15 protein-coding genes, 1 tRNA gene and 1 rRNA gene are annotated in these 26,315 nt (G+C 71.4%); 13 read left to right on the forward strand and 4 right to left on the reverse strand.

The annotated features are described in order from the left end of the window. Nucleotides 1-151: 151 nt before the first annotated feature. The 3 genes from rrf (at nt 152) to IE294_RS00015 (ending at nt 1,202) form a co-directional block, all read left to right on the forward strand. Nucleotides 152-268 (forward strand): 5S ribosomal RNA (gene rrf, locus IE294_RS00005). 114 nt (nt 269-382) lie between these two features. Further along, complete coding sequence (locus IE294_RS00010) at nt 383-1,045, forward strand: DegT/DnrJ/EryC1/StrS family aminotransferase (protein ID WP_189881764.1); 663 nt, start codon at nt 383-385, stop codon at nt 1,043-1,045. 84 nt (nt 1,046-1,129) lie between these two features. After that, nucleotides 1,130-1,202: transfer RNA gene (locus tag IE294_RS00015), tRNA-Thr, on the forward strand. Between the two features lie 48 nt (nt 1,203-1,250). On the opposite strand, the gene IE294_RS00020 is transcribed toward IE294_RS00015, so the two are convergent. After that, nucleotides 1,251-4,010, reverse strand: a complete 2,760-nt coding sequence (locus IE294_RS00020) for a SpoIIE family protein phosphatase (RefSeq protein WP_189881124.1) — start codon at nt 4,008-4,010, stop codon at nt 1,251-1,253. A 410-nt stretch (nt 4,011-4,420) separates the two neighbouring features. Here IE294_RS00020 and IE294_RS00025 point away from each other — a divergent pair, with 410 nt between their 5' ends. The 10 genes from IE294_RS00025 to IE294_RS00070 all read left to right on the forward strand — a co-directional run bounded on the left by IE294_RS00025 (nt 4,421) and on the right by IE294_RS00070 (nt 19,328). Beyond that, nucleotides 4,421-9,880 carry a HAMP domain-containing protein gene (locus tag IE294_RS00025; protein WP_189881125.1) on the forward strand — a complete coding sequence of 1,820 codons (5,460 nt, stop codon included), beginning with the start codon at nt 4,421-4,423 and terminating at the stop codon, nt 9,878-9,880. Nucleotides 9,881-10,174: 294 nt separating this feature from the next. Beyond that, nucleotides 10,175-10,855 carry a response regulator gene (locus IE294_RS00030; protein WP_189881126.1) on the forward strand — a complete coding sequence of 227 codons (681 nt, stop codon included), beginning with the start codon at nt 10,175-10,177 and terminating at the stop codon, nt 10,853-10,855. 139 nt (nt 10,856-10,994) lie between these two features. After that, a complete protein-coding gene (locus IE294_RS00035) occupies nt 10,995-13,724 on the forward strand; it encodes a DNA translocase FtsK (protein ID WP_189881127.1) in 2,730 nt (909 codons plus the stop codon). A gap of 288 nt (nt 13,725-14,012) precedes the next feature. Further along, complete coding sequence (locus IE294_RS00040; RefSeq protein WP_189881128.1) at nt 14,013-14,855, forward strand: helix-turn-helix domain-containing protein; 843 nt, start codon at nt 14,013-14,015, stop codon at nt 14,853-14,855. Nucleotides 14,856-14,950: 95 nt separating this feature from the next. Beyond that, entirely contained in the window at nt 14,951-16,423 is a 1,473-nt protein-coding gene (gene rimO / locus IE294_RS00045) for a 30S ribosomal protein S12 methylthiotransferase RimO (protein WP_189881129.1), read from the forward strand. After that, nucleotides 16,420-17,190 carry a CDP-diacylglycerol--glycerol-3-phosphate 3-phosphatidyltransferase gene (pgsA, locus tag IE294_RS00050; RefSeq protein WP_189881130.1) on the forward strand — a complete coding sequence of 257 codons (771 nt, stop codon included), beginning with the start codon at nt 16,420-16,422 and terminating at the stop codon, nt 17,188-17,190. The genes rimO and pgsA overlap by 4 nt, the downstream gene beginning before the upstream one ends. Next, nucleotides 17,187-17,732 carry a CinA family protein gene (locus tag IE294_RS00055; protein WP_189881131.1) on the forward strand — a complete coding sequence of 182 codons (546 nt, stop codon included), beginning with the start codon at nt 17,187-17,189 and terminating at the stop codon, nt 17,730-17,732. Before pgsA ends, IE294_RS00055 begins: the two co-directional genes overlap by 4 nt. A 109-nt stretch (nt 17,733-17,841) precedes the next feature. Next, nucleotides 17,842-18,216, forward strand: a complete 375-nt coding sequence (locus tag IE294_RS00060) for a helix-turn-helix domain-containing protein (protein WP_014675397.1) — start codon at nt 17,842-17,844, stop codon at nt 18,214-18,216. Between the two features lie 210 nt (nt 18,217-18,426). Continuing rightward, complete coding sequence (locus IE294_RS00065) at nt 18,427-18,897, forward strand: Dps family protein (RefSeq protein ID WP_189881132.1); 471 nt, start codon at nt 18,427-18,429, stop codon at nt 18,895-18,897. Nucleotides 18,898-19,049: 152 nt separating this feature from the next. After that, nucleotides 19,050-19,328: a hypothetical protein gene (locus tag IE294_RS00070; RefSeq protein WP_189881133.1), complete on the forward strand. Its 279-nt coding sequence runs from the start codon at nt 19,050-19,052 to the stop codon at nt 19,326-19,328. Here the strand turns inward: IE294_RS00070 and IE294_RS00075 are convergent. The 3 genes from IE294_RS00075 to IE294_RS00085 all read right to left on the reverse strand — a co-directional run bounded on the left by IE294_RS00075 (nt 19,276) and on the right by IE294_RS00085 (nt 26,249). After that, complete coding sequence (locus IE294_RS00075) at nt 19,276-20,040, reverse strand: SDR family NAD(P)-dependent oxidoreductase (RefSeq protein ID WP_189881134.1); 765 nt, start codon at nt 20,038-20,040, stop codon at nt 19,276-19,278. The genes IE294_RS00070 and IE294_RS00075 overlap by 53 nt on opposite strands. A 192-nt stretch (nt 20,041-20,232) precedes the next feature. Continuing rightward, nucleotides 20,233-21,078, reverse strand: coding sequence for an Fpg/Nei family DNA glycosylase (locus IE294_RS00080; protein WP_189881135.1), 846 nt, complete (start codon nt 21,076-21,078; stop codon nt 20,233-20,235). Nucleotides 21,079-21,191: 113 nt separating this feature from the next. Then, nucleotides 21,192-26,249, reverse strand: coding sequence for an ATP-dependent helicase (locus tag IE294_RS00085; protein ID WP_189881136.1), 5,058 nt, complete (start codon nt 26,247-26,249; stop codon nt 21,192-21,194). Nucleotides 26,250-26,315: the final 66 nt, after the last annotated feature.

Below are 26,315 nucleotides of genomic sequence, written 5' to 3' on the forward strand. Positions count from 1 at the left end.
GCCAGATATGGAAGCCTGGTAACGGGTGGAGTTGACTGGTACTAATAGGCCGAGGGCTTGTCCTCAGACGCTCGCGTTCACTGTGTTGGTTCTGAAACCACGACCATGTCGCCTCTTTTGGGGGGCGTTCCGGTTGATTGTTTCATAGTGTTTCGGTGGTCATAGCGTGAGGGAAACGCCCGGTTACATTCCGAACCCGGAAGCTAAGCCTCACAGCGCCGATGGTACTGCAGGGGGGACCCTGTGGGAGAGTAGGACGCCGCCGAACAAATTTTGAAAAGGTCGGATCCTGAACTTCGGTTCGGGGTCCGGCCTTTTTCTGTTGTGCGTAACGTGTCGTTCACGTTGCGGGCCCAGCATCCCAGACATGGGAACCGCAGCTATGCTCAGGGCCGCCGGCGTAGGAGTCGGTGACGAGGTCGTCGTACCGGCCTTCGGGAACGTCGAGGTCGCCGAGGCCGTGACCCTGGCGGGCGCGCTCCCGGTGTTCGCGGACATAGATCCCGTGACCTACTGCCTCGACCCGGACGCGGTCGAGGCGGCCGTAACCGCACGTACGGCCGCGGTGGTTGTCGTCCACCGCTTCGGACGGCGGGCCGACATCGGGCGGTTGCACGCGCTCGGGCAGCGGCACGGGCTGCTGGTGCTGGAGCAGGGCGAGTCCGAGGCGCCGTACGACGAGATAGCGCAGCGCAGGGAGCGCGCGGCCTATCTCGACGCCAAGTTGAAGGGCGTGCGGACGCCGGACGGTGGGGACGGGCACACCTACCAGCAGTACGTCGTACGGGTGCCGGGGAACGGCCGGCCGGACCGGGACGCCTTCGCGCGGGCCGTACGGGCCAAGGGAGTTGAGTGCCGGGTGCCGGTGAAGACGCCCGCGCACCGGCTGCCGGAATTCCGCCGGTGCGTGTCGTTGCCGCAGACCGAGCTGGCCGCCGACGAAACGCTCGCGCTGCCCGTGGACGCCGCGCTCACCAAGCGGGAGATGCACCGCATAGTGTCCGCCTGCAACGCCCTGGGCGGTCTGCTTCAGCCCGCCTTCTGACCGGACGGCACACGAATTTGGGAACTCGGGCCTGCTCGGGGTACAGTTTCTTCGTCGCCGCGAGGGAAACCTCGAAAACGACAGGCCCCTATAGCTCAGTCGGCAGAGCGTCTCCATGGTAAGGAGAAGGTCAACGGTTCGATTCCGTTTGGGGGCTCCGGCAAAAATGCCCCACCCTTACCGGGTGGGGCATTTTCGTGCTTCCTCAGGCCTCCTTGTGGATTCCCGGAACCCGCATCGCCAGAATGGCCATGTCGTCGGAGGGGGCGTCGGAGGCGAAACGCTCGACCGCGCGCATGATGCGTGCCGCGACCGCGCCCGCCGTCAGACCCGTGCACGTCGTGAGGACGTCGGCGAGACCGTCGTCGCCCAGCATGCGCGAGCCCTCCCGGCGTTCGGTGACGCCGTCCGTGACGCACAGCAGCACGTCACCCGGGTCGAGGGTGACCGTCTCCTCGTACAGCTCCAGGTCCTCGATGACGCCCAGCAGCGGCTGGGGTTCGGCCGCGGCCGTCACCGTGCCGTCCTGGCGCAGGCGCAGCGGGAGCGGGTGGCCGGCGCAGACCACCTTCAGCTCGGCGCTGCCGTCCTCCTGCGGGCGCATCTCGCCGTAGAGGAGGGTCAGGAAGCGGCTGCGGTCGCCCTCGTCGAGGATCGCGGAGTTCAGGCGCTCCAGCACGGCCGGGCCGGACAGGCCCTCGCGGGCCAGCAGGCGCAGCGCGTGCCGGGCCAGGCCGGTGACCGCCGCCGCGTTGGGGCCCGTACCGCAGACGTCGCCGATGGCGAAGCCGTACGCGCCGTCGCCGATGGGGAAGAGGTCGTAGAAGTCACCGCCGACCTCGTTGCCCTCGCCGGCCGCGCGGTAGATGACCTCGACCTCGACGCCGTCGATCTGCGGCAGGCCCGGCGGGAGCAGGCTGCGCTGGAGGGACTGGCTGATGGCCGTGCGCTCCGAGTACAGGCGGGCGTTGTCCAGGGCGAGGGCGGCCCGGCGGCTCAAGTCCTCGGCGAGTTCCAGGATTTCCTGGCGGAAGTGCTCGTCGGTGGGCTTGCCGAGGGTCAGCATGCCGATGACGCGGTTGCGTGCGACGAGCGGCAGGACGACCGTCTCACCGCCGACCGCGGAGGCCGTCGCGAGTGTCGGGCCGATGCCGGAGGCGATCTGGTGCGTGGGGCCGCCGGCCAGGCCCAGGCTGCGCATGGAGGTGCGCAGGGCGGCCTGGTGGGCGACCTCGCCGGGGGCCGTCCACACGCGGGCGCCGGGCGTCGGCACCGGGTCCGGCGGGGGGACCTTCGACAGCAGCGACTTGATGCCGTCGATGAGTTCCTCGTCCTCGTGCAGGACGTACGACAGGTACGGCTCGGAGGCCTGGTCGGCGATCGTGTAGACCGCGCACCAGGTGGCCAGCGTCGGGACCGTCATCTGGGCCATCAGGGCGAGGGTCTGGTCGCGGTCCAGGGTGCCGGCCAGCAGGTCGGAGGCCTCGACCAGGAAGCTGAGGGAGCCGCGGCGCAGCCGTTCCAGTTCGCCGAGGCGGGCCGACTCGACGGCCAGGGCGATGCGGTCGGCGGCGAACTGGAGGCGCAGCGCCTCCTCGTTGGTGTAGCGGCCGGGCGCCTCCGCCGCGACGCCGAGGGAGCCGGTGAGGCGGCCCTCGACCTTGAGCGGGACGGTGACGACGGAGCGCATGCCGGTTCCGGCGAGCAGGGGTACGGCCCCGGGGACGGCGGCGAGGTCGTCGTGGACGGCGGGCATGCGGGCGGAGCCGTAGCGGCCGGGGCCCGCTTCGACGGGCACGCGCGCGAAGCGCTGGCGGGCGGAGGGCAGGCCGGTGGAGGCGCGGACCTCCAGTTCCGTCTCGTCGTCGGTGGCGAGCAGCAGGAACGCCGAGTCGCCGTCGAGCATGTCGCGGGCGCGTTCCACCGTGCGCTGGAGGAGGCCGTCGAGGTCGTCCGGGGCGGGGGAGCCGATGAACACCTCGAAGGGGTCGGTGCTCTGCCCGTCGGCGGACGGGGCCGGGTCGGTGGCCGGGACGCGGGAGGGGGTTTGCAGGACGGCGCGCTCGTGGTCGCGGACGAGGAGGCAGACGGTGGAGGGTTCGCCTCCGGTGTCGCGGACCCTGAGGTGGGAGGCGTACACCTGGGCCACGCGGCCGTCGACGCCGCGGATGCCGTAGGTGCCCTCCCAGCGGGAGAGCTGGAGGGCCTCGGCGATGCCGGTACCGGTGCCCGGGGTGTGCGGCCAGGCGGCCAGGTCGACGAGGGGCTTGCCGATGACGTCGGAGGACGGGTAGCCGAACAGCTCCTCGGCGTCCTCGTTCCAGGCGCTGATGCCGCCCTTCCGGTCGACCTGGAGGACGGCGACGCGGACGCGGCCGTCGGCCAGCGGGAGGAGGTCGGCGGGCAGGGCCGGGCCGGCGGTGCGGGTGCCGACCGGGCGCTCGGGCAGGTTGAGCTGGAACCAGACGTTCTTGTGGGTGGGGGTGTAGTCCACGCCCCAGCGGGTCGCCAGGGCCGCGCAGAGCTGGAGGCCCCGGCCGCCCTCGCGGTCGGGGCTGCTCATGGCGACGGCGGAGCCCTGGAGGGGGACCTCGCGCTCCGGGTAGCGGTCGGAGACCTCGATGCGCACGCCGTCCTCGGTGCGCAGGCACAGCACTTCCGCGTGCGTGCCCGCGTGGACGACGGCGTTGGTCACCAGTTCGCTGGTGAGGACGACCGCGTCGTCGACGATGTCGGCGAACCCCCAGCCCTGGAGGGTGTCGCGGACGAAGGACCGGGCGGTCGCGACCGATCGTCCGACGGGCTCGAAACTGGCAGCCGCGCGCGCGGTGATCACAGAACTCCTCGGCCGGTTGTCGACATGCAGGGCTGCGTGGCCGGCCGGCTCGCTCCGCTGCTGCGGCATCAGCTCGCCGGTCGGCTGTGGCTCCGGGGGATGTCCCCCGGGGATCAGTCCGGTGGTCATGGTGTCCGGCCGCCCCTCCGATGCCCGCTCGTACTCGTGCCACCGCCCAGACCGGTCGGACCGGTGCGGCTGGACAGCCGCATGCAAGGTTACTTACCTTCGCGGTCCCAGTGGATGCCGGTCGCCGGTGTTTACGCCCCCAGGGTGTGCGGACGATGTGCGAAGCTGCCGAACTGTTATGGCCTGGTTCGGCCGGGGTGAAACACTGGGCAGGCTTCTGACGAAGGTCGGGTCGGGCTGCGTGCGTTCCGTGTACGGCGGGCAGCAGCCATTGGTGTGGCCGGACCCCGTCTGGCAGAAATACGCAGCAGTAACCGGTACGCGGAAGTAACCGGTATGCCGATGACCGGCAGGCCGGGCCGAAGCGATCGAGCACAGCAGTAACGGTCTACCCCTCCGGGAGGGACACAGTGGAGTCTGGCGCGGCGACGCGAGGTACGAAGACGCGCGCGAAAGGCGAATCGTCCCTGGGCAGGAGCGGCGGCACCACCACGGTGGACACGGCTGCCCTGAATCGGCTGCTGGCGGCCCTCGTGTCGATGCGCGACGGCAACTTCCGCAAGCGGCTCACGGTCTCCGGGGACGGCGTGATGTCGGAGATCGCGGCCGTCTTCAACGAGGTGGCCGACCGGAACCTGCATCTGACCGGTGAACTGTCGCGGGTGCGGCGCATGGTGGGGCGTGAGGGAAAGCTCACGGAGCGGCTGGAGACGGGGGCCTGCGAGGGCTCCTGGGCGACGGCCATCGACAACTCCAACGCGCTGGTGGACGACCTGGTCCGGCCGGTCTCGGAGGTCAGCCGGGTGCTCACCGCGGTCGCCGAGGGCGATCTGTCGCCGCGGATGGAGCTGCGGACGCAGGCGCCGGACGGCGGTACCGGGCATCCGTTGCGGGGTGAGTTCCTGAAGGTCGGCCGTACCGTCAACAACCTGGTCGACCAGTTGTCGACGTTCACGGACGAGGTCACGCGCGTGGCCAGCGAGGTCGGCACCGAGGGCAAGCTCGGCGGTCAGGCTCGGGTGCGCGGTATGTCCGGTTCGTGGAAGGACCTGACCGAGTCCGTCAACACGATGGCGGACCGGCTGACCGCCCAGGTGCGCGACATCGCCCTGGTGACCACGGCGGTGGCCAGGGGTGACCTGTCCCGGAAGGTGACCGTCCACGTCGCCGGCGAGATGCTGGAGCTGAAGAACACCGTCAACACGATGGTGGACCAGCTGTCGGCGTTCTCCTCCGAGGTCACACGGGTGGCCCGGGAGGTGGGCACGGAGGGCATCCTGGGCGGCCGGGCGCAGGTGCCCGAGGTGGCCGGCGTGTGGAAGGAGCTGACGGACTCCGTCAACACGATGGCGGGCAACCTGACCGCGCAGGTGCGGGGGATCTCCCAGGTGACGACCGCTGTGGCCAACGGCGACCTGTCGCAGAAGGTGACGGTTCCGGCGCGCGGTGAGGTGGCGCAGCTCGCCGAGACGATCAACCAGATGACCGAGACGCTGCGGATCTTCGCGGACGAGGTCACGCGGGTGGCGAACGAGGTCGGCGCGGAAGGGCGGCTCGGCGGGCAGGCGAACGTGCCGGGCGCGGCGGGTACGTGGAAGGACCTGACGGACTCCGTCAACACGGTGTTCCGGAACCTGACCACCCAGGTGCGGGACATCGCCGCGGTGACGACCGCGGTGGCCAGCGGTGATCTGTCGCAGAAGGTCACCGTGGACGTGGCCGGCGAGATGCTGGAGCTGAAGAACACCGTCAACGGCATGGTGGACCAGCTGTCGGCGTTCGGCGCCGAGGTGACGCGGGTCGCCCGGGAGATCGGTGTCGAGGGTGAGCTGGGCGGCCAGGCGCAGGTGCCGGGGGCGGCCGGTACCTGGAAGGACCTGACGGACTCCGTCAACACCGCGTTCCGCAACCTCACCGGGCAGGTGCGCAACATCGCCCAGGTGACCACGGCGGTGGCCAACGGCGACCTGTCGCAGAAGGTCACCGTGGACGTGTCCGGTGAGATGCTCCAGCTGAAGAACACCGTGAACACGATGGTGGACCAGCTGTCGAGCTTCGCCGACCAGGTCACGCGGATGGCCCGGGATGTGGGTACGGAGGGCCGGCTGGGCGGTCAGGCCCGGGTGGACGGCGTCTCCGGTACGTGGAAGGAGCTGACGGACTCCGTCAACTTCATGGCCGGCAACCTGACGTCCCAGGTGCGGCAGATCGCCCAGGTGACGACGGCCGTGGCGCGCGGTGACCTGTCGCAGAAGATCGACGTGGACGCGCGCGGCGAGATCCTTGAGCTGAAGAACACGATCAACACGATGGTCGACCAGTTGTCCGCCTTCGCCGACCAGGTGACCCGCGTCGCGCGGGACGTGGGTACGGAGGGCCGCCTGGGCGGGCAGGCGCAGGTGCCCGGTGTGGCCGGTGTGTGGCGGGACCTGACCGACTCGGTGAACGGCATGGCCGGCAACCTCACGGCCCAGGTGCGCAACATCGCGCAGGTCGCCACCGCCGTGGCGCGCGGTGACCTGTCTCAGAAGATCACCGTGGACGCGCGCGGGGAGATCCTGGAGCTGAAGAACACCCTGAACACGATGGTCGACCAGCTGTCGTCGTTCGCCCAGGAGGTCACGCGGGTGGCCCGGGAGGTGGGTACGGAGGGCATGCTCGGCGGTCAGGCCGAGGTGCAGGGTGTCTCCGGCACCTGGAAGGACCTCACGCAGTCCGTGAACTTCATGGCGAACAACCTGACCATCCAGGTGCGCAACATCGCCGAGGTGACGACGGCGGTCGCCAAGGGCGACCTGTCGAAGAAGATCACTGTTGACGCGAAGGGCGAGATCCTTGAGCTCGTCACGACGGTCAACACGATGGTGGACCAGCTGTCCAGCTTCGCCGAGCAGGTGACCCGGGTGGCCCGTGAGGTGGGCACCGAGGGCATCCTGGGCGGTCAGGCGCACGTGCCGGGCGTCACGGGCATCTGGAAGGACCTCAGCAACAACGTCAACCTGATGGCCAACAACCTGACCATGCAGGTGCGCAACATCTCCCAGGTGGCCGCGGCCGTCGCCAACGGTGACCTGACGCAGCAGGTGACGATCGAGGCGCGCGGTGAGGTCGCGCAGCTCGCCGACACCATCAACACCATGGTGAAGACGCTGAGTTCGTTCGCCGACCAGGTCACCAAGGTGGCCCGTGAGGTGGGCACGGACGGCATTCTGGGCGGCCAGGCGCACGTGCCGGGTGTGGCCGGCACCTGGAAGGACCTCACCGAGTCGGTGAACCAGATGGCGTCCAACCTGACCGGCCAGGTGCGCAACATCGCCATGGTCACCACGGCCATCGCCAAGGGTGACCTGACGAAGAAGATCGACATTGACGCGCGCGGCGAGATCCTCGAGCTGAAGACGACGATCAACACGATGGTCGACCAGCTGTCCAGCTTCGCCGAGGAGGTCACCCGGGTGGCCCGCGAGGTGGGTACGGAAGGGCAGCTGGGCGGTCAGGCACGCGTGCGTGACGTCGACGGCACCTGGCGGGACCTGACCGAGTCCGTGAACGAGATGGCCGGGAACCTGACCCGGCAGGTGCGGGCCATCGCGCGCGTGGCGACCGCGGTGACCCGCGGCGACCTGAACCTGAAGATCGACGTGGACGCGTCCGGCGAGATCCAGGAGCTCCAGGACTACATCAACAAGATGATCGCCAACCTGCGCGACACCACGATCGCCAACAAGGAGCAGGACTGGCTCAAGGGCAACCTGGCCCGGATCTCGGCCCTCATGCAGGGCCGCCGGGACCTGGAGGACGTGGCCTCGCTGATCATGAGCGAGCTGACGCCGGTGGTGTCCGCGCAGCACGGCGCGTTCTTCGTGGCGATGCCGCTCATGGAGGGCAAGGGCGTCGGCAACGGCGAGGACGACTACGAGCTGCGGATGCTCGGCTCGTACGGCTACTCGATGGGCTCCATGCCGACGTCGTTCCGGCCCGGTGAGGCGCTGGTCGGCACGGCCGCGCAGGAGAAGCGCACGATCCTGGTATCGGACGCGCCGAGCGGTTATCTGAAGATCTCCTCGGGGCTCGGCGAGGCGCCGCCCGCGCAGGTCATCGTGTTGCCGGTGCTGTTCGAGGGCAAGGTGCTCGGTGTGATCGAGCTGGCGTCCTTCACGCCGTTCACGCACATCCAGAAGGACTTCCTCAACCAGATCGCCGAGATGATCGCGACCAGCGTCAACACCATCTCGGTCAACACCAAGACCGAACAGCTGCTCAAGCAGTCGCAGGAGCTGACCGAGCAGCTGCGGGAGCGGTCGGCCGAGCTGGAGAACCGGCAGAAGGCGCTCCAGGCCTCCAACGCCGAACTGGAGGAGAAGGCCGAGCTGCTGGCCCGGCAGAACCGGGACATCGAGGTGAAGAACACCGAGATCGAGGAGGCCCGGCAGGTCCTGGAGGAGCGTGCCGAGCAGCTCGCGGTCTCGATGCGCTACAAGAGCGAGTTCCTCGCCAACATGTCGCACGAGCTGCGCACCCCGCTCAACTCGCTGCTGATCCTGGCGAAGCTGCTCGCCGACAACGCCGAGGGCAACCTCTCGCCCAAGCAGGTCGAGTTCGCCGAGACCATCCACGGCGCCGGCTCCGACCTGCTCCAGCTGATCAACGACATCCTGGACCTGTCGAAGGTCGAGGCGGGCAAGATGGACGTCTCCCCGACGCGGATCGCGCTCGTCCAGCTGGTGGACTACGTGGAGGCCACCTTCCGGCCGCTGACCGCGGAGAAGGGCCTGGACCTGTCCGTCCGGGTCTCCCCGGAGCTGCCGGCGACCCTGCACACCGACGAGCAGCGGCTGCTCCAGGTGCTGCGCAACCTGCTGTCCAACGCGGTGAAGTTCACCGACTCCGGGTCGGTGGAGCTGGTGATCCGGCCCGCGGGCGCGAGTGTGCCGCAGTCCATCCGGGAACAGCTGCTGGAGGCCGGTTCGCTGCGTGATCCGGGCGGCGAACTGATCGCGTTCTCGGTGACCGACACCGGTATCGGCATCGCGGCCAGCAAGATGCGGGTGATCTTCGAGGCGTTCAAGCAGGCGGACGGCACCACCAGCCGCAAGTACGGCGGCACCGGCCTCGGCCTGTCGATCTCGCGGGAGATCGCGCAGCTGCTCGGCGGCGAGATCCACGCGCAGAGCGAACCGGGCCGCGGCTCGACGTTCACGCTCTACCTGCCGCTGCACCCGAGCGAACTGCCGCCGCAGGGCTACCAGCAGTCCGTGCCCGCGCTGGAGGCCGGCGACCTGGTCGCCTCCGAGGCGCATCTGTCCTCCGAGCTGTCCGCGGTGGAGATCGAGACGCCGGCCGAGGTGAAGTCGTACCGGGAGACGCAGAACGGCGCCGCCGCGCTCTTCAGGCGCCGGCGGCGGAGCCGGCCGGAGGACGGGCAGCGGCCCGAGCAGTGGACGGCGGTGCCGGAGCAGGAGCACGCGCCGCAGCAGGGCCGCGCGGTGCGGTTCGGCGGCGAGAAGGTGCTGATCGTCGACGACGACATCCGCAACGTGTTCGCGCTGACCAGTGTCCTGGAGCAGCACGGCCTGTCGGTGCTGTACGCGGAGAACGGCCGCGAGGGCATCGAGGTGCTGGAGCAGCACGACGACGTGGCGGTCGTCCTGATGGACATCATGATGCCGGAGATGGACGGGTACGCGACGACCACGGCGATCCGCAGGATGCCGCAGTTCGCGGGGCTGCCGATCATCGCGCTCACCGCGAAGGCGATGAAGGGCGACCGGGAGAAGGCGATCGAGTCGGGCGCCTCCGACTATGTCACCAAGCCGGTCGATCCTGATCACCTGCTGTCGGTGATGCGCCAGTGGATGACCGCGGAGTGACCGCGGGGTGCCCAGGGTGAGCGGATCGGACGGGTGTGCGGTGAACACCGGGGGAACCTTCGGCGGCCCCGGGGAGTTGCTGCATGATGAAGGCCGGGTACGCGGCGGAATCCCGGGTTCCGGGAACCATCCGGGGTCTCGCCGCGTTTCCGCTGTGTGCACAGTGACATCGCGGTGACAGGGTGTGGCGACAGGCGGGGTGCGGCTACGATGACCGGCACAAGGACGGACGGCGAAAGGGAGTCGTCCCCTGGGGCGGCGCCCGGTGTACCGCCGGGGCGAGGAGGGCGGGCCATGGTGCAGAAGGCCAAGATCCTCCTGGTCGATGACCGGCCGGAGAATCTGCTGGCGCTGGAGGCCATCCTCTCTGCGCTCGATCAGACGCTGGTGCGGGCATCGAGCGGGGAGGAAGCGCTCAAAGCGCTGCTCACGGACGATTTCGCGGTCATTCTGCTGGATGTCCAGATGCCGGGCATGGACGGGTTCGAGACCGCCGCGCACATCAAGCGGCGCGAGCGCACCCGGGACATCCCGATCATCTTCCTCACGGCGATCAACCACGGCCCGCACCACACCTTCCGGGGCTACGCGGCGGGCGCGGTGGACTACATCAGCAAGCCGTTCGACCCGTGGGTGCTGCGCGCGAAGGTCTCGGTCTTCGTCGAGCTGTACATGAAGAACTGCCAGCTGCGGGAGCAGGCGGCGCTGCTGCGGCTCCAGTTGGAGGGCGGCGCCAAGGACGGAGCCGCCGGCAAGGAGCCGGCCGGGCTCCTCGCCGAGCTGTCCGCGCGGCTCGCGGCCGTCGAGGAGCAGGCGGAGGCGCTGTCCAAGCAGCTGGACGACGACTCCGCGGACGCGGCCGCGGTGGCCACGGCGGCCCATCTGGAGCGCAAACTCACCGGGTTGCGCCGTGCGCTCGACGCCCTGGAGCCGGGCGCGGGCGGCGCCGGTGCCTCGGTGCCCTCGCAGAACTGACGTACAGGTGGAACTGGCGCGCACCGGACCGAGGTCACGGATGAGTGTGCGTCAGTTCCGGGCCCCCGCAGGCACGACACGAACGGGTGAAGCTGTGGGCACAGGTGTCCGCTGTCGTCTCCCCCGGTAACCTCACACCATGGCCTCACGTCCCTCCGCAGCCAAGAAGCAGCCCGCCAGGAAGGCGGCGGCTCCCGCGAAGGCTCCGGCGAAGAAGGCCGCCCCGAGGAAACCCCCGGCCAAGAAGGCCCCGGCGAGGAAGACCGTGCCCGCGAAGCCGGCGCCCGCGCCTGCCGGGGGCCTGTACCGGCTCGTGCGCGCCCTCTGGCTCGGCCTGGCGCACGCCGTGGGCGCCGTCTTCCGCGGCATAGGGCAGGGCGCGAAGAACCTCGACCCGGCCCACCGCAAGGACGGCATCGCGCTGCTGCTGCTGGGCATCGCCCTGATCGTCGCCGCCGGCACCTGGGCGGACCTGCGCGGCCCCGTCGGCGACCTGGTCGAGATCCTGGTCACCGGCGCCTTCGGCCGGCTCGACCTGCTGGTGCCGATACTGCTCGCGGTGATCGCCGTACGGTTCATCCGGCACCCGGAACAGCCGGAGGCCAACGGGCGGATCGTGATCGGCCTGTCCGCGCTCGTCGTCGGCGTGCTCGGCCAGGTCCACATCGCCTGCGGCTCGCCCGCGCGCAGCGACGGCATGCAGGGCATAAGGGACGCCGGCGGCCTCATCGGCTGGGCGGCCGCCACCCCGCTGACGTACACCATGACCGAGGTGCTCGCCGTACCGCTGCTGGTGCTGCTGACCGTCTTCGGGCTGCTCGTGGTGACCGCCACCCCGGTCAACGCCATCCCGCAGCGGCTGCGGACGCTCGGCGTGCACCTGGGCGTGCTGCGCGACCCCGAGGAGGACCGGTTCGAGGAGGAGTACTACGACGAGCAGTGGCGCGAGGCGACGCCCGCGCGCCCCCGCCGACGCTCCGCCGCCCCGCAGGCGTACGACCCCGACAGCGCCGAGGAGGACGCCCTCTCGCAGCGCCGCGGGCGCCCCAGGCGCTCCGCGGTGCCCCAGCCGGACCCCCAGCGGCAGATGGACGCCGTGGACGTCGCGGCGGCGGCTGCCGCCGCGCTCGACGGCGCCGTCCTGCACGGCATGCCGCCGTCCCCGCTCGTCGCCGACCTCACCCAGGGGGTGAGCGCGGGCGAACGCGAGGACACCACCCCGGTGCCCGCGCCGGCGACCGCCGACGAGCAGGCCCCCGCTCCTGCCCCCAAGCCGGTCCCGGCGGCCCGCCCACAGCAGGAGAAGCCGACGGCCGGCTCCGTCCCGGACCTGACCAAGAAGGCCCCGGAGGAACCCCGCGACCTGCCCGCGCGCGCGGAGCAGCTCCAGCTGTCCGGCGACATCACCTACGCGCTGCCCGCGCTGGACCTGCTCCAGCGCGGCGGCCCCGGCAAGGCCCGCAGCGCGGCCAACGACGCCGTCGTCGCCTCGCTCACCCAGGTCTTCACCGAGTTCAAGGTCGACGCGCGCGTCACCGGCTTCACCCGCGGCCCGACGGTCACCCGCTACGAGGTCGAACTCGGACCCGCCGTGAAGGTCGAGCGGATCACCGCGCTGACCAAGAACATCGCGTACGCCGTGGCCAGCCCGGACGTGCGGATCATCAGCCCGATCCCCGGCAAGTCCGCGGTCGGCATCGAGATCCCGAACACCGACCGGGAGATGGTCAACCTCGGTGACGTGCTGCGCCTCGCGGAGTCGGCGGAGGACGACGACCCGATGCTGGTCGCCTTCGGCAAGGACGTCGAGGGCGGGTACGTCATGCACTCGCTGGCGAAGATGCCGCACATGCTGGTCGCCGGCGCCACCGGTTCCGGCAAGTCGTCCTGCATCAACTGCCTGATCACCTCGGTCATGATGCGGGCGACCCCGGAGGACGTCCGGATGATCCTGGTCGACCCCAAGCGCGTGGAGCTGACCGCCTACGAGGGCATCCCGCACCTGATCACGCCGATCATCACCAACCCCAAGCGGGCCGCCGAGGCGCTGCAATGGGTGGTCCGCGAGATGGACCTCCGGTACGACGACCTGGCCGCCTACGGGTACCGGCACATCGACGACTTCAACCGCGCGGTGCGCGAGGGCAAGGCCAAGCCGCCCGAGGGCAGCGAGCGCGAGCTACAGCCGTACCCGTACCTGCTGGTGATCGTGGACGAGCTGGCCGACCTCATGATGGTCGCCCCGCGGGACGTGGAGGACGCGATCGTGCGCATCACGCAGCTCGCGCGCGCGGCCGGCATCCACCTGGTGCTCGCCACTCAGCGTCCCTCGGTCGACGTGGTCACCGGTCTGATCAAGGCCAACGTGCCCTCCCGGCTGGCCTTCGCCACCTCCTCGCTCGCCGACTCCCGGGTCATCCTCGACCAGCCCGGCGCCGAGAAGCTGATCGGCAAGGGCGACGGCCTGTTCCTGCCGATGGGCGCGAACAAGCCCACGCGTATGCAGGGCGCGTTCGTGACCGAGGAGGAGGTCGCGGCCGTCGTCCGGCACTGCAAGGAGCAGATGGCGCCGGTCTTCCGGGACGACGTCACCGTGGGCACCAAGCAGAAGAAGGAGATCGACGAGGACATCGGCGACGACCTCGACCTGCTGTGCCAGGCGGCCGAGCTGGTCGTCTCCACCCAGTTCGGCTCGACGTCCATGCTCCAGCGCAAGCTGCGCGTCGGCTTCGCCAAGGCCGGACGGCTCATGGACCTCATGGAGTCCCGCAACATCGTGGGGCCGAGCGAGGGCTCCAAGGCGCGTGACGTTCTCGTGAAGCCCGACGAGCTGGACGGCGTGCTCGCCGTGATCCGCGGGGAGTCGTAGGGGTGAGGCGCGAAGGGCCGTTCGGCGGACGCGGGTTACGCCGGGTGGCGGGGTCGCCGTGACCCACCCGTTAGCGACCGGTGGGCAACCGTTCCCCTTTGTCGTACGTCCAGTTGAGCGAAAGGACAGGTAGGCGTCCCATCATGGGGTACCAGCCTGTCAAACCATCGGATAGTCCGGCCATTCCGATGGCGCACAAATGTCCTACCGTCCGGTTGTCCCACCCTTTCGTACCCCCCCTAGACTGAGCTTCCAGCACAGGTGGCTACACGCTCGAAAGGCGCCCCCGTGTCCATCGGCAACTCCCCTGAAGACGAGCGTCCGTTCCGAGACGAGTCCCAGGAAGCCCGACCCTCCGTGGGCCGCGCGCTCCAGCAGGCGCGGATCGCGGCCGGGCTCACCGTGGACGGAGTCAGCAGTGCCACTCGTGTCCGTATCGCCATCGTGCGCGCCATCGAGGCGGACGACTTCGCCCCCTGTGGCGGCGATGTGTACGCCCGTGGGCACATCCGCACGCTGGCCAGGGCCGTCCACCTCGATCCCGAGCCGCTGATCGCGCAGTACGACGCCGAGCACGGCGGCCGGCCCGCACCCACCCCCGCCGCACCCCTGTTCGAGGCGGAGCGGATCCGGCCGGAGCGGCGCGGCCCGAACTGGACCGCCGCGATGGTCGCCGCGATCGTCGTCGTGATCGGGTTCGTCGGGTTCACCGCGTTCAAGGGCGGCGGAGCCTCCGGTGACGCCAAGTCGCAGGTCGCCGAGGGTCAGAGCCCCACGCCCGGCAAGTCCGCCTCGCCCACCCCGAAGAAGGACAAGCCCGCCGCACCGACCGGCGAGCCCTCCGACAGCGCCATCGCCGCCGCCCCCCAGGACAAGGTCACCGTCCAGGTCAGCGCGCCCAACGGACGCAGCTGGATCTCGGCCAAGGACCACAACGGCCGGATGCTCTACGACGGGCTGCTGAAGAAGGGCGAGTCCAAGACCTTCCAGGACAGCTCCAAGATCAACCTGATCCTCGGCGACGCCGGGGCGATCGAGCTGTACGTCAACGGCAAGAAGATCGAGGACACCTTCCGGCCCGGCGCGGTGGAGCGCCTCACCTACACGAAGGGCGACCCGGTCGCGGGCTGACGAAGGGCCCGCGGGACGGTTGTGTGACGGAGTCGGCCGCAATCGGCCAACCCCGTCGACGTGGGCTGTCAGTGAGACAAAGTAGTCTTGAGCCCATGCCTGAACGCCGTACCGTCGCACTCGTCACTCTCGGCTGCGCTCGTAACGAGGTGGATTCCGAGGAGCTCGCAGGCCGTTTGGAGGCGGACGGCTGGCAGCTCGTCGAGGACGCCGCGGACGCCGACGTCGCCGTGGTCAACACCTGTGGCTTCGTGGAGGCCGCCAAGAAGGACTCCGTCGATGCGCTGCTGGAGGCCAACGACCTCAAGAGCCACGGCAGAACCCAGGCCGTCGTGGCGGTGGGCTGCATGGCCGAGCGGTACGGCAAGGAGCTGGCCGAAGCGCTGCCCGAGGCCGACGGTGTCCTCGGCTTCGACGACTACACGAACATCTCGGACCGCCTCCAGACCATCCTGTCCGGTGGCATCCACGCCGCCCACACCCCCCGCGACCGGCGCAAGCTGCTGCCGATCAGCCCCGCCGAGCGCCAGGAGTCGGCAGCGTCCGTCGCGCTGCCCGGGCACGGCCCGGCCGACCTCCCGGAGGGCGTCGCGCCCGCCTCGGGCCCCCGTGCGCCGCTGCGCCGCCGTCTCGACGGCTCCCCGGTCGCCTCGGTCAAGCTCGCCTCGGGCTGCGACCGGCGCTGCTCCTTCTGCGCCATCCCCTCCTTCCGCGGCTCCTTCATCTCCCGCCGCCCCAGCGACGTCCTGAACGAGACCCGCTGGCTGGCCGAGCAGGGCGTGAAGGAGATCATGCTGGTCTCCGAGAACAACACCTCCTACGGCAAGGACCTCGGCGACATCCGCCTGCTGGAGTCCCTGCTGCCGGAGCTGGCCGAGGTCGACGGCATCGAGCGGGTGCGGGTGAGCTACCTCCAGCCGGCCGAGATGCGCCCCGGACTCATCGACGTCCTGACCTCCACGCCGAAGGTCGCCCCGTACTTCGACCTGTCCTTCCAGCACTCCGCGCCCGGCGTGCTGCGCGCCATGCGCCGCTTCGGCGACACCGACCGCTTCCTGGAACTGCTCGACACCATCCGGAGCAAGGCCCCCGAGGCCGGTGTGCGCTCCAACTTCATCGTCGGCTTCCCCGGCGAGTCCGAGTCCGACCTCGCCGAACTGGAGCGCTTCCTGAACGGCGCCCGGCTGGACGCCATCGGTGTCTTCGGGTACTCGGACGAGGAGGGCACGGAAGCGGCGACGTACGACAACAAGCTGGACGAGGACGTCGTCGCCGAGCGCCTGGCCCACATCTCCCGGCTCGCCGAGGAACTCGTCTCGCAGCGCGCCGAGGAACGCGTCGGCGAGACCGTCCAGGTCCTGGTGGAGTCCGTGGACGAGGAGGAGGGCGTCCACGGCCGCGGCGCGCACCAGGCGCCGGAGACCGACGGCCAGGTGCTCCTCACGAGCGGCGCGGGTCTGAGCGTCGGACGTATGGTCGAGGCGAAGGTGGTCGGCACCGAAGGCGTCGACCTGGTGGCCGAGCCGCTGACCGGCTCGCTCGCGTGTAGTGAGGAGGCGGGCAGATGACCGGAGTCCCGGCATCCGCCGCGGGTGGCTCCTCCGGCGCGCAGGGCGCCCGTGGCTCCGCCGCCGCTGCCGACGGCGGAACCCCGTCCGAGGTCTCCGGTTCTGCTTCGGCTCCGGCCACGGCTCCCGAGGGCGGCAAGCCGCCGCGCGGCGGGAAGATCGCGGCGGCGGCCGTCAACCAGGCGAGCGTCTGGAACGTCGCCAATCTGCTGACGATGCTCCGGCTCGTCCTGGTGCCCGGCTTCGTGGCGCTGATGCTGGCCGACGGCGGCTATGACCCGGCCTGGCGCTCCCTGGCCTGGGCGGCCTTCGCCATCGCCATGATCACCGATCTGTTCGACGGACATCTGGCGCGCACCTACAACCTGGTCACCGACTTCGGGAAGATCGCCGACCCCATCGCCGACAAGGCGATCATGGGTGCGGCGCTCATCTGTCTGTCCGGCCTCGGCGATCTGCCGTGGTGGGTGACGGCCGTGATCCTCGGCCGGGAGCTCGGCATCACCCTGCTGCGGTTTCTGGTCATTCGCTACGGTGTCATCCCCGCCAGCCGGGGCGGCAAGCTGAAGACGCTCACCCAGGGCGTGGCCGTCGGGATGTACGTCCTGGCCCTGACCGGGTGGCTCGCCAGCCTGCGCTTCTGGGTGATGGCCGCGGCGGTCGTCCTCACCGTCGTCACGGGCCTCGACTACGTAAGACAAGCCATTGTGCTGCGCCGGCGGGGAATCGCCGAGCGGGCGGCAGCGTTGGAGGAGAAGGAAGCGTGAGTTCCAGGGCCACCGAACTGGTGCGACTACTGACCGTGAGGGGAGAGACCCTTGCCGTCGCGGAGTCGCTGACGGGTGGCCTGGTAGCGGCGGAGATCACCGGGGTACCCGGCGCGTCCCGGGTGTTCCGGGGCTCGATCACCGCCTACGCAACCGAACTGAAGCATCAGCTGCTGGGCGTCGACGCCACCCTGCTGGCCCAACGCGGAGCGGTGGATCCGCAGGTCGCGGGCCAGATGGCAGCCGGAGTCCGCAAGGTGCTGGGCGCCGACTGGGGCATCGCGACCACCGGGGTCGCCGGCCCCGACCCGCAGGACGGCAAGCCCGTCGGGACGGTCTTCGTGGCCGTCGACGGGCCCCTCACCGCCCGGTCCGGTTCTGCCGGTGGCGGAAAAGTCGAGGGTCTGCGGTTGAACGGCAGCCGTGCGGAAATTCGTATGGAGAGTGTACGGAGCGTACTCGCAGTGCTCCTGGAGCAGCTTGCGGGCGAACAGACTGGGAATGAGCGGGCACAGGATACGGAACGGAACGGGGGGTTTTGATGTTTGCAGCCCTGAGTGAACACGACATCGCTCCCCGCACGGCCGCGGCGCAAGGCGGTACGGTGGGGCGAGAAGGATGCGGCTACGCGGTCCGAGGAGGGAGCCACCGATGATTCTGCTCCGTCGCCTGCTGGGTGACGTGCTGCGTCGGCAGCGCCAACGCCAGGGCCGTACTCTGCGCGAAGTCTCCTCGTCCGCCCGAGTCTCACTCGGCTATCTCTCCGAGGTGGAGCGGGGGCAGAAGGAGGCTTCCTCCGAGCTGCTCGCCGCCATCTGCGACGCGCTGGACGTACGGATGTCGGAACTCATGCGAGAGGTGAGCGACGAACTGGCGCTCGCCGAACTGGCCCAGTCCGCCCGGGCCACCGAGCCCGTGCCCACACCGGTCCGGCCGATGCTGGGTTCCGTGTCGGTGACCGGCGTGCCACCGGAACGGGTGACCATCAAGGCGCCCGCGGAAGCGGTGGACGTCGTCGCCGCGTGAGGTGCCCGTGCGCAATCTGACGATCCGGGACGAGTGACGATCCGCCACCGTCCGATACGGCTTGAGCCCCGGCCGGCTTCTCCAGGGAGACCTGAGGAGCCGGTCGGGGCTTTTTCGCGCTCAGTGCCCGGTGTGCGCCCGTTTGCCGGTGGTGTGGGGTGCGGTCATGGTGGGAGGGACGTGACGGCGCCTGAACACCGGAGGAAGCGGATGTACGTCGTGAAGAGCCCGTTGGCCGACGAGGACCTGAAGACCGTGTCCGAGGCGCTCCAGGGCGCCCTCGTCGATCTCGTGGACCTCTCCCTGGTCGCCAAGCAGATCCACTGGAACATCGTCGGTCCCCGCTTCCGCTCCGTCCACCTCCAGCTGGACGAGGTCGTCGATTCCGCCCGCACCCACATGGACACGGTGGCCGAGCGGGCCTCGGCGCTGGGCGTACCGCCCGACGGACGCGCCGGCACGGTGGCCTCCGGCAGCGGCATCAAGACGTCCCCGGCCGGGTGGATCAAGGACGCGGACGCGGTCGGGACGATGGTGGACGCGCTGGGCTCGGTGATCACGAGGATGCGGGAGCGGGTGAAGGCGACGGGGGAGCCCGACCCGGTGTCCCAGGACATGTTCATCGGGATCACCGCGGACCTGGAGAAGCATCACTGGATGTTCCAGGCGGAGAACGCGTAAGAGGTGGGGCCGGGGCCGGTGCCCTGCACGGGAAGTCCGCCGTGAACGCCGTGCGGGCTGCTTGCCTCCCGGTGCTGCATCAGTGAGCCCTCGGTGCGCCTCCCGCGCGGTCGGGGCGGCGGTCTAGCGTCCGGCTGGAGGTGATGGCGGGCATGGCGGGACGGACAGTGCGCTGGGGACTGGCGCTCGGCCTGGGAGCGGTGTGGTGGTGGGCCGTGCTGCGGCTCGCCGTGGGAGAGGGCTCGGGCGTGCTGGAAGGGGCCGTCGCCGCCGGCGGCTGGGGGATCAGCCTGCTGCCCGTGCACTGTGTGCCCAAGGGGCGCGCGACCGGCGCCGTGCACCCGGGGCGCTGGGTGGCCGCCTGGCGGGCGGGGGACGTCACCAAGGCATCGCCACGCCCCCGTTCGGGCGAAGTATCTGGCCCGTCATGAACGCCGACGCGTCCGACGCCAGATACAGCACCGCGTGCGCGACGTCGTCCGGTTCGCCGACCCGGCCCAGCGGGGTCATCCGGGTCATCGCGGCCTCCGTGTGCACCTGTGCCTCGCGGTCGTGCCGGTCGGTCATGGGAGTGCGGATCCAGCCCGGCGCGACCGCGTTGACCCGGATGCCGTGCGGGCCGACCTCGGTGGCCAGCGTCTTGGTCAACTGCACCACGGCCGCCTTCGCCGCGCCGTAGCAGAGCAGCCCTGCGCCACCGGTGTCCACCGCGCCGGAGGCCATGGTGACGATGCTGCCGCGGGTCCGGTGGGCGAGCATCAGCCGGGCCGCCTCCTGGCAGGCGTGGAGCACACCCTTGAAGTTGACGTCCAGCACCCGGTCGAGATCCTCGTCGCGGGTCTCCAGCACCGGACTGCTGTGCATGATCCCGGCGATCGCCGCCAGCACGTCCAGCCGGCCGCAGGACCGGACCGCCTCGCCCAGCCGGGCCCGGTCGGTGATGTCGAGGACGTGGGTACGGGGCTTGCCGCCGCCGTCCTCGATCAGCGCGGCCGTGCCGTCCAGGCCGTCGGCGTCCCGGTCGGCACAGTGCACCGTGGCACCCGCCCCGGCCAGCAGTACGGCGGAGGCTCGCCCGATGCCGCTTGCGGCTCCGGTGACGAAGGCGGTGCGTCCGCTGAGGTCGTACGCGGTGAGGGCCATGAGGGGACGGTACGAGCATTTCTGACGGTCCGTCAATTGGTGGGTCTGCTCGGGGTGCGGGGTGTGTGGTGCGCGGTGCCGGGTGCGGGGCGTGGGGCGGGTGTGACGGCGTGGGCGAGGGGGTTTCGGCCTGGGGGGCTGAGGGCTGAGGGCTGAGGGCTGGGGCTGGGGCCGGTCGGTCAGGCCGGACGGTCAGCGGGTGCGGCGCGGGTATTTGTCGCGCCAGCGTTGGGGCGTGCCGGGGGCGGGGGCGGGGCCCGGCTGGCAGGTGGGACACCAGTAGGTGGGGCGTTCCTGGGAGCCGTCGCCCTGGTCGGCCACCCGCACGGGGGTGTGGCAGCGCAGGCACGGGCGGGGTGCGCGGCCGTAGACGAACAGGTCGTACCGGTGCAGGCCGGTGGTCTGCCGGACCGGGCGGTCGCGGTTGGTCTCCAGCAGTCGCTTGGCCAGCGCGGGCAGTTGCCGGGCGACGTCCGCGGGGAGCGCCCCGGCCGGCAGCCAGGGCGTGACGCCGAGGAGGAAGCACAGCTCGCTTTTGTAGACGTTGCCGATGCCGGCCAGGTTGCGCTGGTCCAGCAGGGCCTCGCCGAGCTCGCGGGACGGGTCAGCCAGGACGTTGGCCAAGGCCCGCTCGGGGTCCCAGTCCGGGCCGAGCAGGTCGGGGCCGAGGTGGCCGACGACCCGCTCCTCCTCGGTCGTGCGCAGCAGCTCCAGGACCTGTAGCCGGTAGCCGACGGCCGTACGGTCGGCGGTGCCGAGGACCGCCCGGATCTGGTACGCCGGTCCGCCCCGCCAGCGCTCGCCCGTGCCGTACACCTTCCACGCGCCCTCCATGCGCAGGTGGGTGTGCAGGGTGAGGCCGCCCTCGAACCGGGTGAGGATGTGCTTTCCGCGCGGGATCGTGTTCAGCACCCCGCGGCCGGTCAGGTCGACCGTGGCGTACTTCGGCACGCGGAAGTCGCTGCGGGTCAGCGCCTTGCCCGCGAGAGCCTCATGCAGCCGCCGGGCGGCCTGCCAGACCGTGTCACCTTCGGGCATGGGTCAAGGGTGCCATGGTGGGGTGAGAGGGGGCGGGGGCGGCGGGACGCGGATTGACGGGACCGGGATCGGCCCCGTGTCGGCACCGGCCCCGCTGCCCGGCCGACCGGGCCTCACGCTCTCAGGCGCAGGCCGCGCGGTGTTGCCACGAACCCCGCCGCCTCCAGGAGGGTGCCTATGGGGGAGGTCAGGGCCGGGGTGCCGTTGATCCGCTCGACCGTGACCGTGCCGAGCGAGCCCGCGCGGGCTGCCGCGGCCAGCGCCTCGGCGGCCGTGCGTAGACGGGGGTCGTCCGTGGCGGCCGTGTCCGTGGCGGTCGGCCAGGCCAGCAGCGTCTTGCCGCCGCGCTCCATGTACAGCGTGAGCTCGCCCTCCACCAGGACGACCAGCGAGCCCGCCTTACGGCCCGGCTTGTGCCCGGCTCCGCTCGGCGGTTCCGGCCAGGGCAGCGCGGAGCCGTACGCGTTCGCGGGGTCGGCCGCGGCGAGGACCACGGCGCGGGGGTCGGGCGTGGCGGTGCCCGAGCGACCGTTGCCGTAGCCGCGGTACGGGGCCGCGCCGTAGGAGGTCGGGCCGGAGTGGGTGGAGCCGCCGCCGCGGGGGCCGCCGTAGCCGGGGGAGGCGAACGGGTCGGCGTGGTCGCGGGCTGCCGTGGGGGTGCCGTCGCCTCCGGAGGGGTCCTCCGGAGGCCAGGTGAAGTCGCCGTCCAGGCCGGGATGACCGAAGCCGCCGTCGGCTTCGTCGAAGACGCCGGTGGGTGCGTGGCCGTGCGGGGTGCCGGTGGCGCTGCCGGGACCGTCCGGCTCGTCGAACGGGTTCGGGAGGTCCGGCCCGGCGAAGCCGTTCATGGCAGCCGGGGCGCCGAAGCCGTTCGCACCGCCTGGGATGCCGAAGCCCTGGGGGCGGGCCGGGGCCGGCAGGCCCTCCGCCCGTTCGCGGGCGTTCGCCACCGCGCGGAGGCGGTCCACCGCGCCGTCCATGGCGAACTGGGCCGCGCCCAGCCCCTCGACCACGTAACCGCGCCGGGCCTGACCGCTCTCCTCGAACGCCGACAGCACCCGGTACACCGCTGAGAAGCCGCCCTCGACTCCCTCCGCGGCGACCGCGCCCCGGGTGACCACACCGTGCCGGTCCAGGAGTGTGCGGGCCAGCGCGTGGGCGCGCACGGTGGCGTCCGGCTCGGCGGCGGGCAGCAGTGACCAGCGGCCGGCGACGGTCGGCGGGCCGGTGCGGGAGGCGGTGCGCGCGGCGGCCGTCAGGGAGCCGTAGCGCCCGCGCGGGACGGCACGCTTGGCACGATGGGCGGTCGAGCCGGCCGTACGACCCGAGCCCAGCAGGGAGCGCATCGGCGCCAGGGTGTCGTTGGTGAGCCGGCCCGACCAGGCCAGGTCCCACAGCGCGTCGGCCAGCTGGGGGTCGGTGACGTCGGGGTGCGTGGTGGCGCGGACCTGGTCGGCGATCTGCCGGAAGAACAGGCCGTAGCCGCCGGAGAGGGCGTCGAGGACCGACTGGTGGAGCGCGGTCAGCTCCAGTGGGTGCGGTGCCGGGAGCAGCAGCGGGGCCGCGTCCGCCAGGTAGAGGGAGACCCAGCCGTCCTTGCCGGGCAGGGCGCCCGCTCCGGCCCACACCACCTCGCCCGCGGCGGTCAGCTCGTCCAGCATCGAGGGCGTGTAGTTCGCCACGCGGGAGGGCAGGACCAGCTTCTCCAGCGCGGAGGCCGGCACGGAGGCACCCTGCAATTGCTCGACGGCCCGCACCAGTCCGTCGATGCCCCGCAGACCATGGCCCTTGCCGATGTGCTGCCACTGCGGCAGGAACTGGGCGAGCGCGGCGGGCGGCACGGGCTCCAGCTCGTGCCGCAGGGCCGCGAGGGAACGGCGGCGCAGCCGGCGCAGCACGGCCGCGTCGCACCACTCCTGGCCGATGCCCGCCGGGTGGAACTCGCCCTGCACGATCCGGCCGGCCGCGGCCAGCCGCTGTAGCGCGCCCTCGGTGACCGCCACGCCCAGGCCGAACCGGGCCGCCGCGGTGGCCGAGGTGAACGGGCCGTGGGTACGGGCGTAGCGCGCGAGGAGGTCGCCCAGTGGGTCCTTGACCGGCTCGGTGAACGCCTCGGGGACGCCGACCGGCAGCGCCGTGCCGAGCGCGTCGCGCAGCCGGCCCGCGTCCTCGACGGCCGCCCAGTGCTCGGCGCCCGCGATCCGCACCTTGATCGCCCGGCGGGCCCCGGCCAGCTCCCGCGCCCACTGCGCGTCCGCACCGCGCGCGACCAGTTCCGCGTCGGTGAGCGGGCCGAGCAGCCGGAGCACGTCGGCGACGCCCTCGACGTCCTTGACCCGGCGGTCCTCGGTGAGCCACTGGAGCTCGCGCTCCAGCTCGGTCAGCACCTCGGCGTCGAGCAGTTCGCGCAGCTCCGCCTGGCCCAGCAGCTCGGCCAGCAGCCGCGAGTCCAGCGACAGCGCGGCGGCGCGCCGCTCGGCCAGCGGGGAGTCGCCCTCGTACAGGAACTGGGCGACGTACCCGAAGAGCAGGGAGCGGGCGAACGGGGACGGCTCCGGGGTGGTGACCTCGACCAGGCGCACCTTGCGGGACTCGATGTCACCCATCAGCTCGACCAGCCCGGGGACGTCGAAGACGTCCTGGAGGCACTCGCGGACCGCCTCCAGGACGATCGGGAACGAGCCGAACTCGCTCGCCACCTGGAGGAGCTGCGCCGCCCGCTGGCGCTGCTGCCACAGCGGGGTGCGCTTGCCGGGATTGCGGCGCGGCAGCAGCAGGGCGCGGGCGGCGCATTCACGGAACCTGGAGGCGAACAGCGCCGAACCGCCGACCTGGTCGGTGACGACCTGGTCGACCTCGCCCTTGTCGAAGGCGACGTCGGCCGCGCCGACCGGGGCCTGGTCGCCGTCGTACTCGGTGCCGGCCTTCATGGGCTCCTGGTCGAGCAGGTCCAGGCCCATCAGGTCGGCGTCGGGCAGGCGCAGCACGATGCCGTCGTCGGCGTGCATGACCTGCGCGTCCATGCCGTACCGCTCGGACAGGCGGGCGCCGAGGGCGAGCGCCCAGGGGGCGTGGACCTGGGCGCCGAAGGGCGAGTGGACGACGACCCGCCAGTCGCCCAGCTCGTCACGGAACCGCTCCACGACGATCGTGCGGTCGTCCGGGACGTGACCGCAGGCCTCGCGCTGCTCGCCCAGGTACGACAGCACGTTGTCCGCCGCCCACGCGTCCAGGCCCGCCGCCAGCAGCCGCAGCCGGGCGTCGTCCTTGGGCAGCGAGCCGACCTCGCGCAGGAACGCGCCCACCGCGCGGCCCAGCTCCAGGGGCCGGCCCAGCTGGTCGCCCTTCCAGAAGGGCAGCCGGCCCGGCACGCCCGGCGCGGGCGAGACGAGGACGCGGTCGCGCGTGATGTCCTCGATCCGCCAGGAACTCGTGCCCAGCGTGAAGACGTCGCCCACCCGGGACTCGTAGACCATCTCCTCGTCCAGCTCGCCGACCCGGCCGCCGCCCTTCTTGGGGTCGGAACCGGCGAGGAAGACGCCGAACAGGCCGCGGTCCGGGATCGTGCCACCGGAGGTGACGGCGAGGCGCTGGGCGCCCGGACGGCCGGTGATGTCACCGGTGACGCGGTCCCACACCACGCGCGGGCGCAGCTCCGCGAACGCGTCCGACGGATAGCGGCCCGCCAGCATGTCCAGCGTCGCCGTGAACGCCGACTCGGGCAGCGAGGCGAACGGGGCCGCCCGGCGGACCACGGCGAGCAGGTCGTCGAACTGCCAGGTGTCCAGCGCCGTCATGGCGACCAGCTGCTGCGCGAGCACGTCCAGCGGGTTCGCGGGCACCTTCAGCGACTCGATCGCGCCCGTGCGCATCCGCTCGGTGACCACGGCGGCCTGGACCAGGTCGCCGCGGTACTTCGGGAAGACGACACCGGTGGAGACGGCGCCGACCTGGTGTCCCGCGCGGCCCACCCGCTGGAGACCGGAGGCGACCGACGGCGGGGACTCGACCTGCACCACCAGGTCCACGGCGCCCATGTCGATGCCGAGTTCGAGGCTGGAGGTGGCCACCACCGCGGGCAGCCGCCCTGCCTTGAGGTCCTCCTCGACGAGGGCACGCTGCTCCTTGGAGACCGAGCCGTGGTGCGCGCGGGCGATCACCGGCGGCGCGCCCTGGGCCGCGCCGGAGCCGCCCATCAGCTGGGCGGGGGAGTGGTGCTCCTCCAGGGTCTCGCCGGTGGCGCGCTCGTACGCGATCTCGTTGAGCCGGTTGCACAACCGCTCCGCCAGACGGCGGGAGTTGGCGAAGACGATCGTGGACCGGTGGGCCTGCACCAGGTCGGCGATCCGCTCCTCCACGTGCGGCCAGATCGACGGCCGCTCCCCGCCCTCGGAGGCGTCGGCGGCCGGGGCGCCCGCCAGCTCGCCCATGTCCTCGACCGGGACGACCACGGAGAGGTCGAACTCCTTGCCGGACTCGGGCTGGACGATCTCCACCTTGCGGCGGGGGGACAGATACCGGGCCACCTCGTCCACCGGGCGCACGGTTGCCGACAGGCCGATCCGGCGGGCGGGTTTGGGCAGCAGCTCGTCCAGCCGCTCCAGGGAGAGCGCGAGGTGCGCGCCGCGCTTGGTGCCCGCTACCGCGTGCACCTCGTCCAGGATCACCGTCTCCACGCCCGTGAGCGCGTCGCGCGTGGCCGACGTCAGCATCAGGAACAGCGACTCGGGGGTGGTGATCAGGATGTCCGGCGGGCGCGTGGACAGGGCGCGGCGCTCGGCGGCCGGGGTGTCGCCGGAGCGGATGCCGACCCTGACCTCGGGCTCGGGCAGGCCCAGCCGCACGGACTCCTGGCGGATACCGGTCAGCGGGCTGCGCAGATTGCGCTCGACGTCGACCGCCAGGGCCTTCAGCGGGGACACGTACAGCACCCGGCAGCGCTTCTTCGGATCGGCCGGGGGCGGGGTCGAGGCCAGCTGGTCGAGGGCGGCGAGGAACGCGGCCAGCGTCTTGCCGGAGCCGGTCGGGGCGACAACCAGCACGTCCGAGCCCTCCCCGATGGCCTGCCACGCGCCCGCCTGGGCCGCGGTGGGCGCGGAGAAGGCCCCCGTGAACCAGCCGCGGGTCGCGGGGGAGAAGCCGTCGAGGGCTCGGTGTGCGGAGCTGACCATGCGTCCATCCTGCACCCACCCACTGACAATCGCCCTGACCTGGGCAAACGGGGCGAGTACGGGCGT

It is taken from the genome of Streptomyces canarius (assembly GCF_014650735.1).
Taxonomy (GTDB): domain Bacteria; phylum Actinomycetota; class Actinomycetes; order Streptomycetales; family Streptomycetaceae; genus Streptomyces; species Streptomyces olivaceoviridis.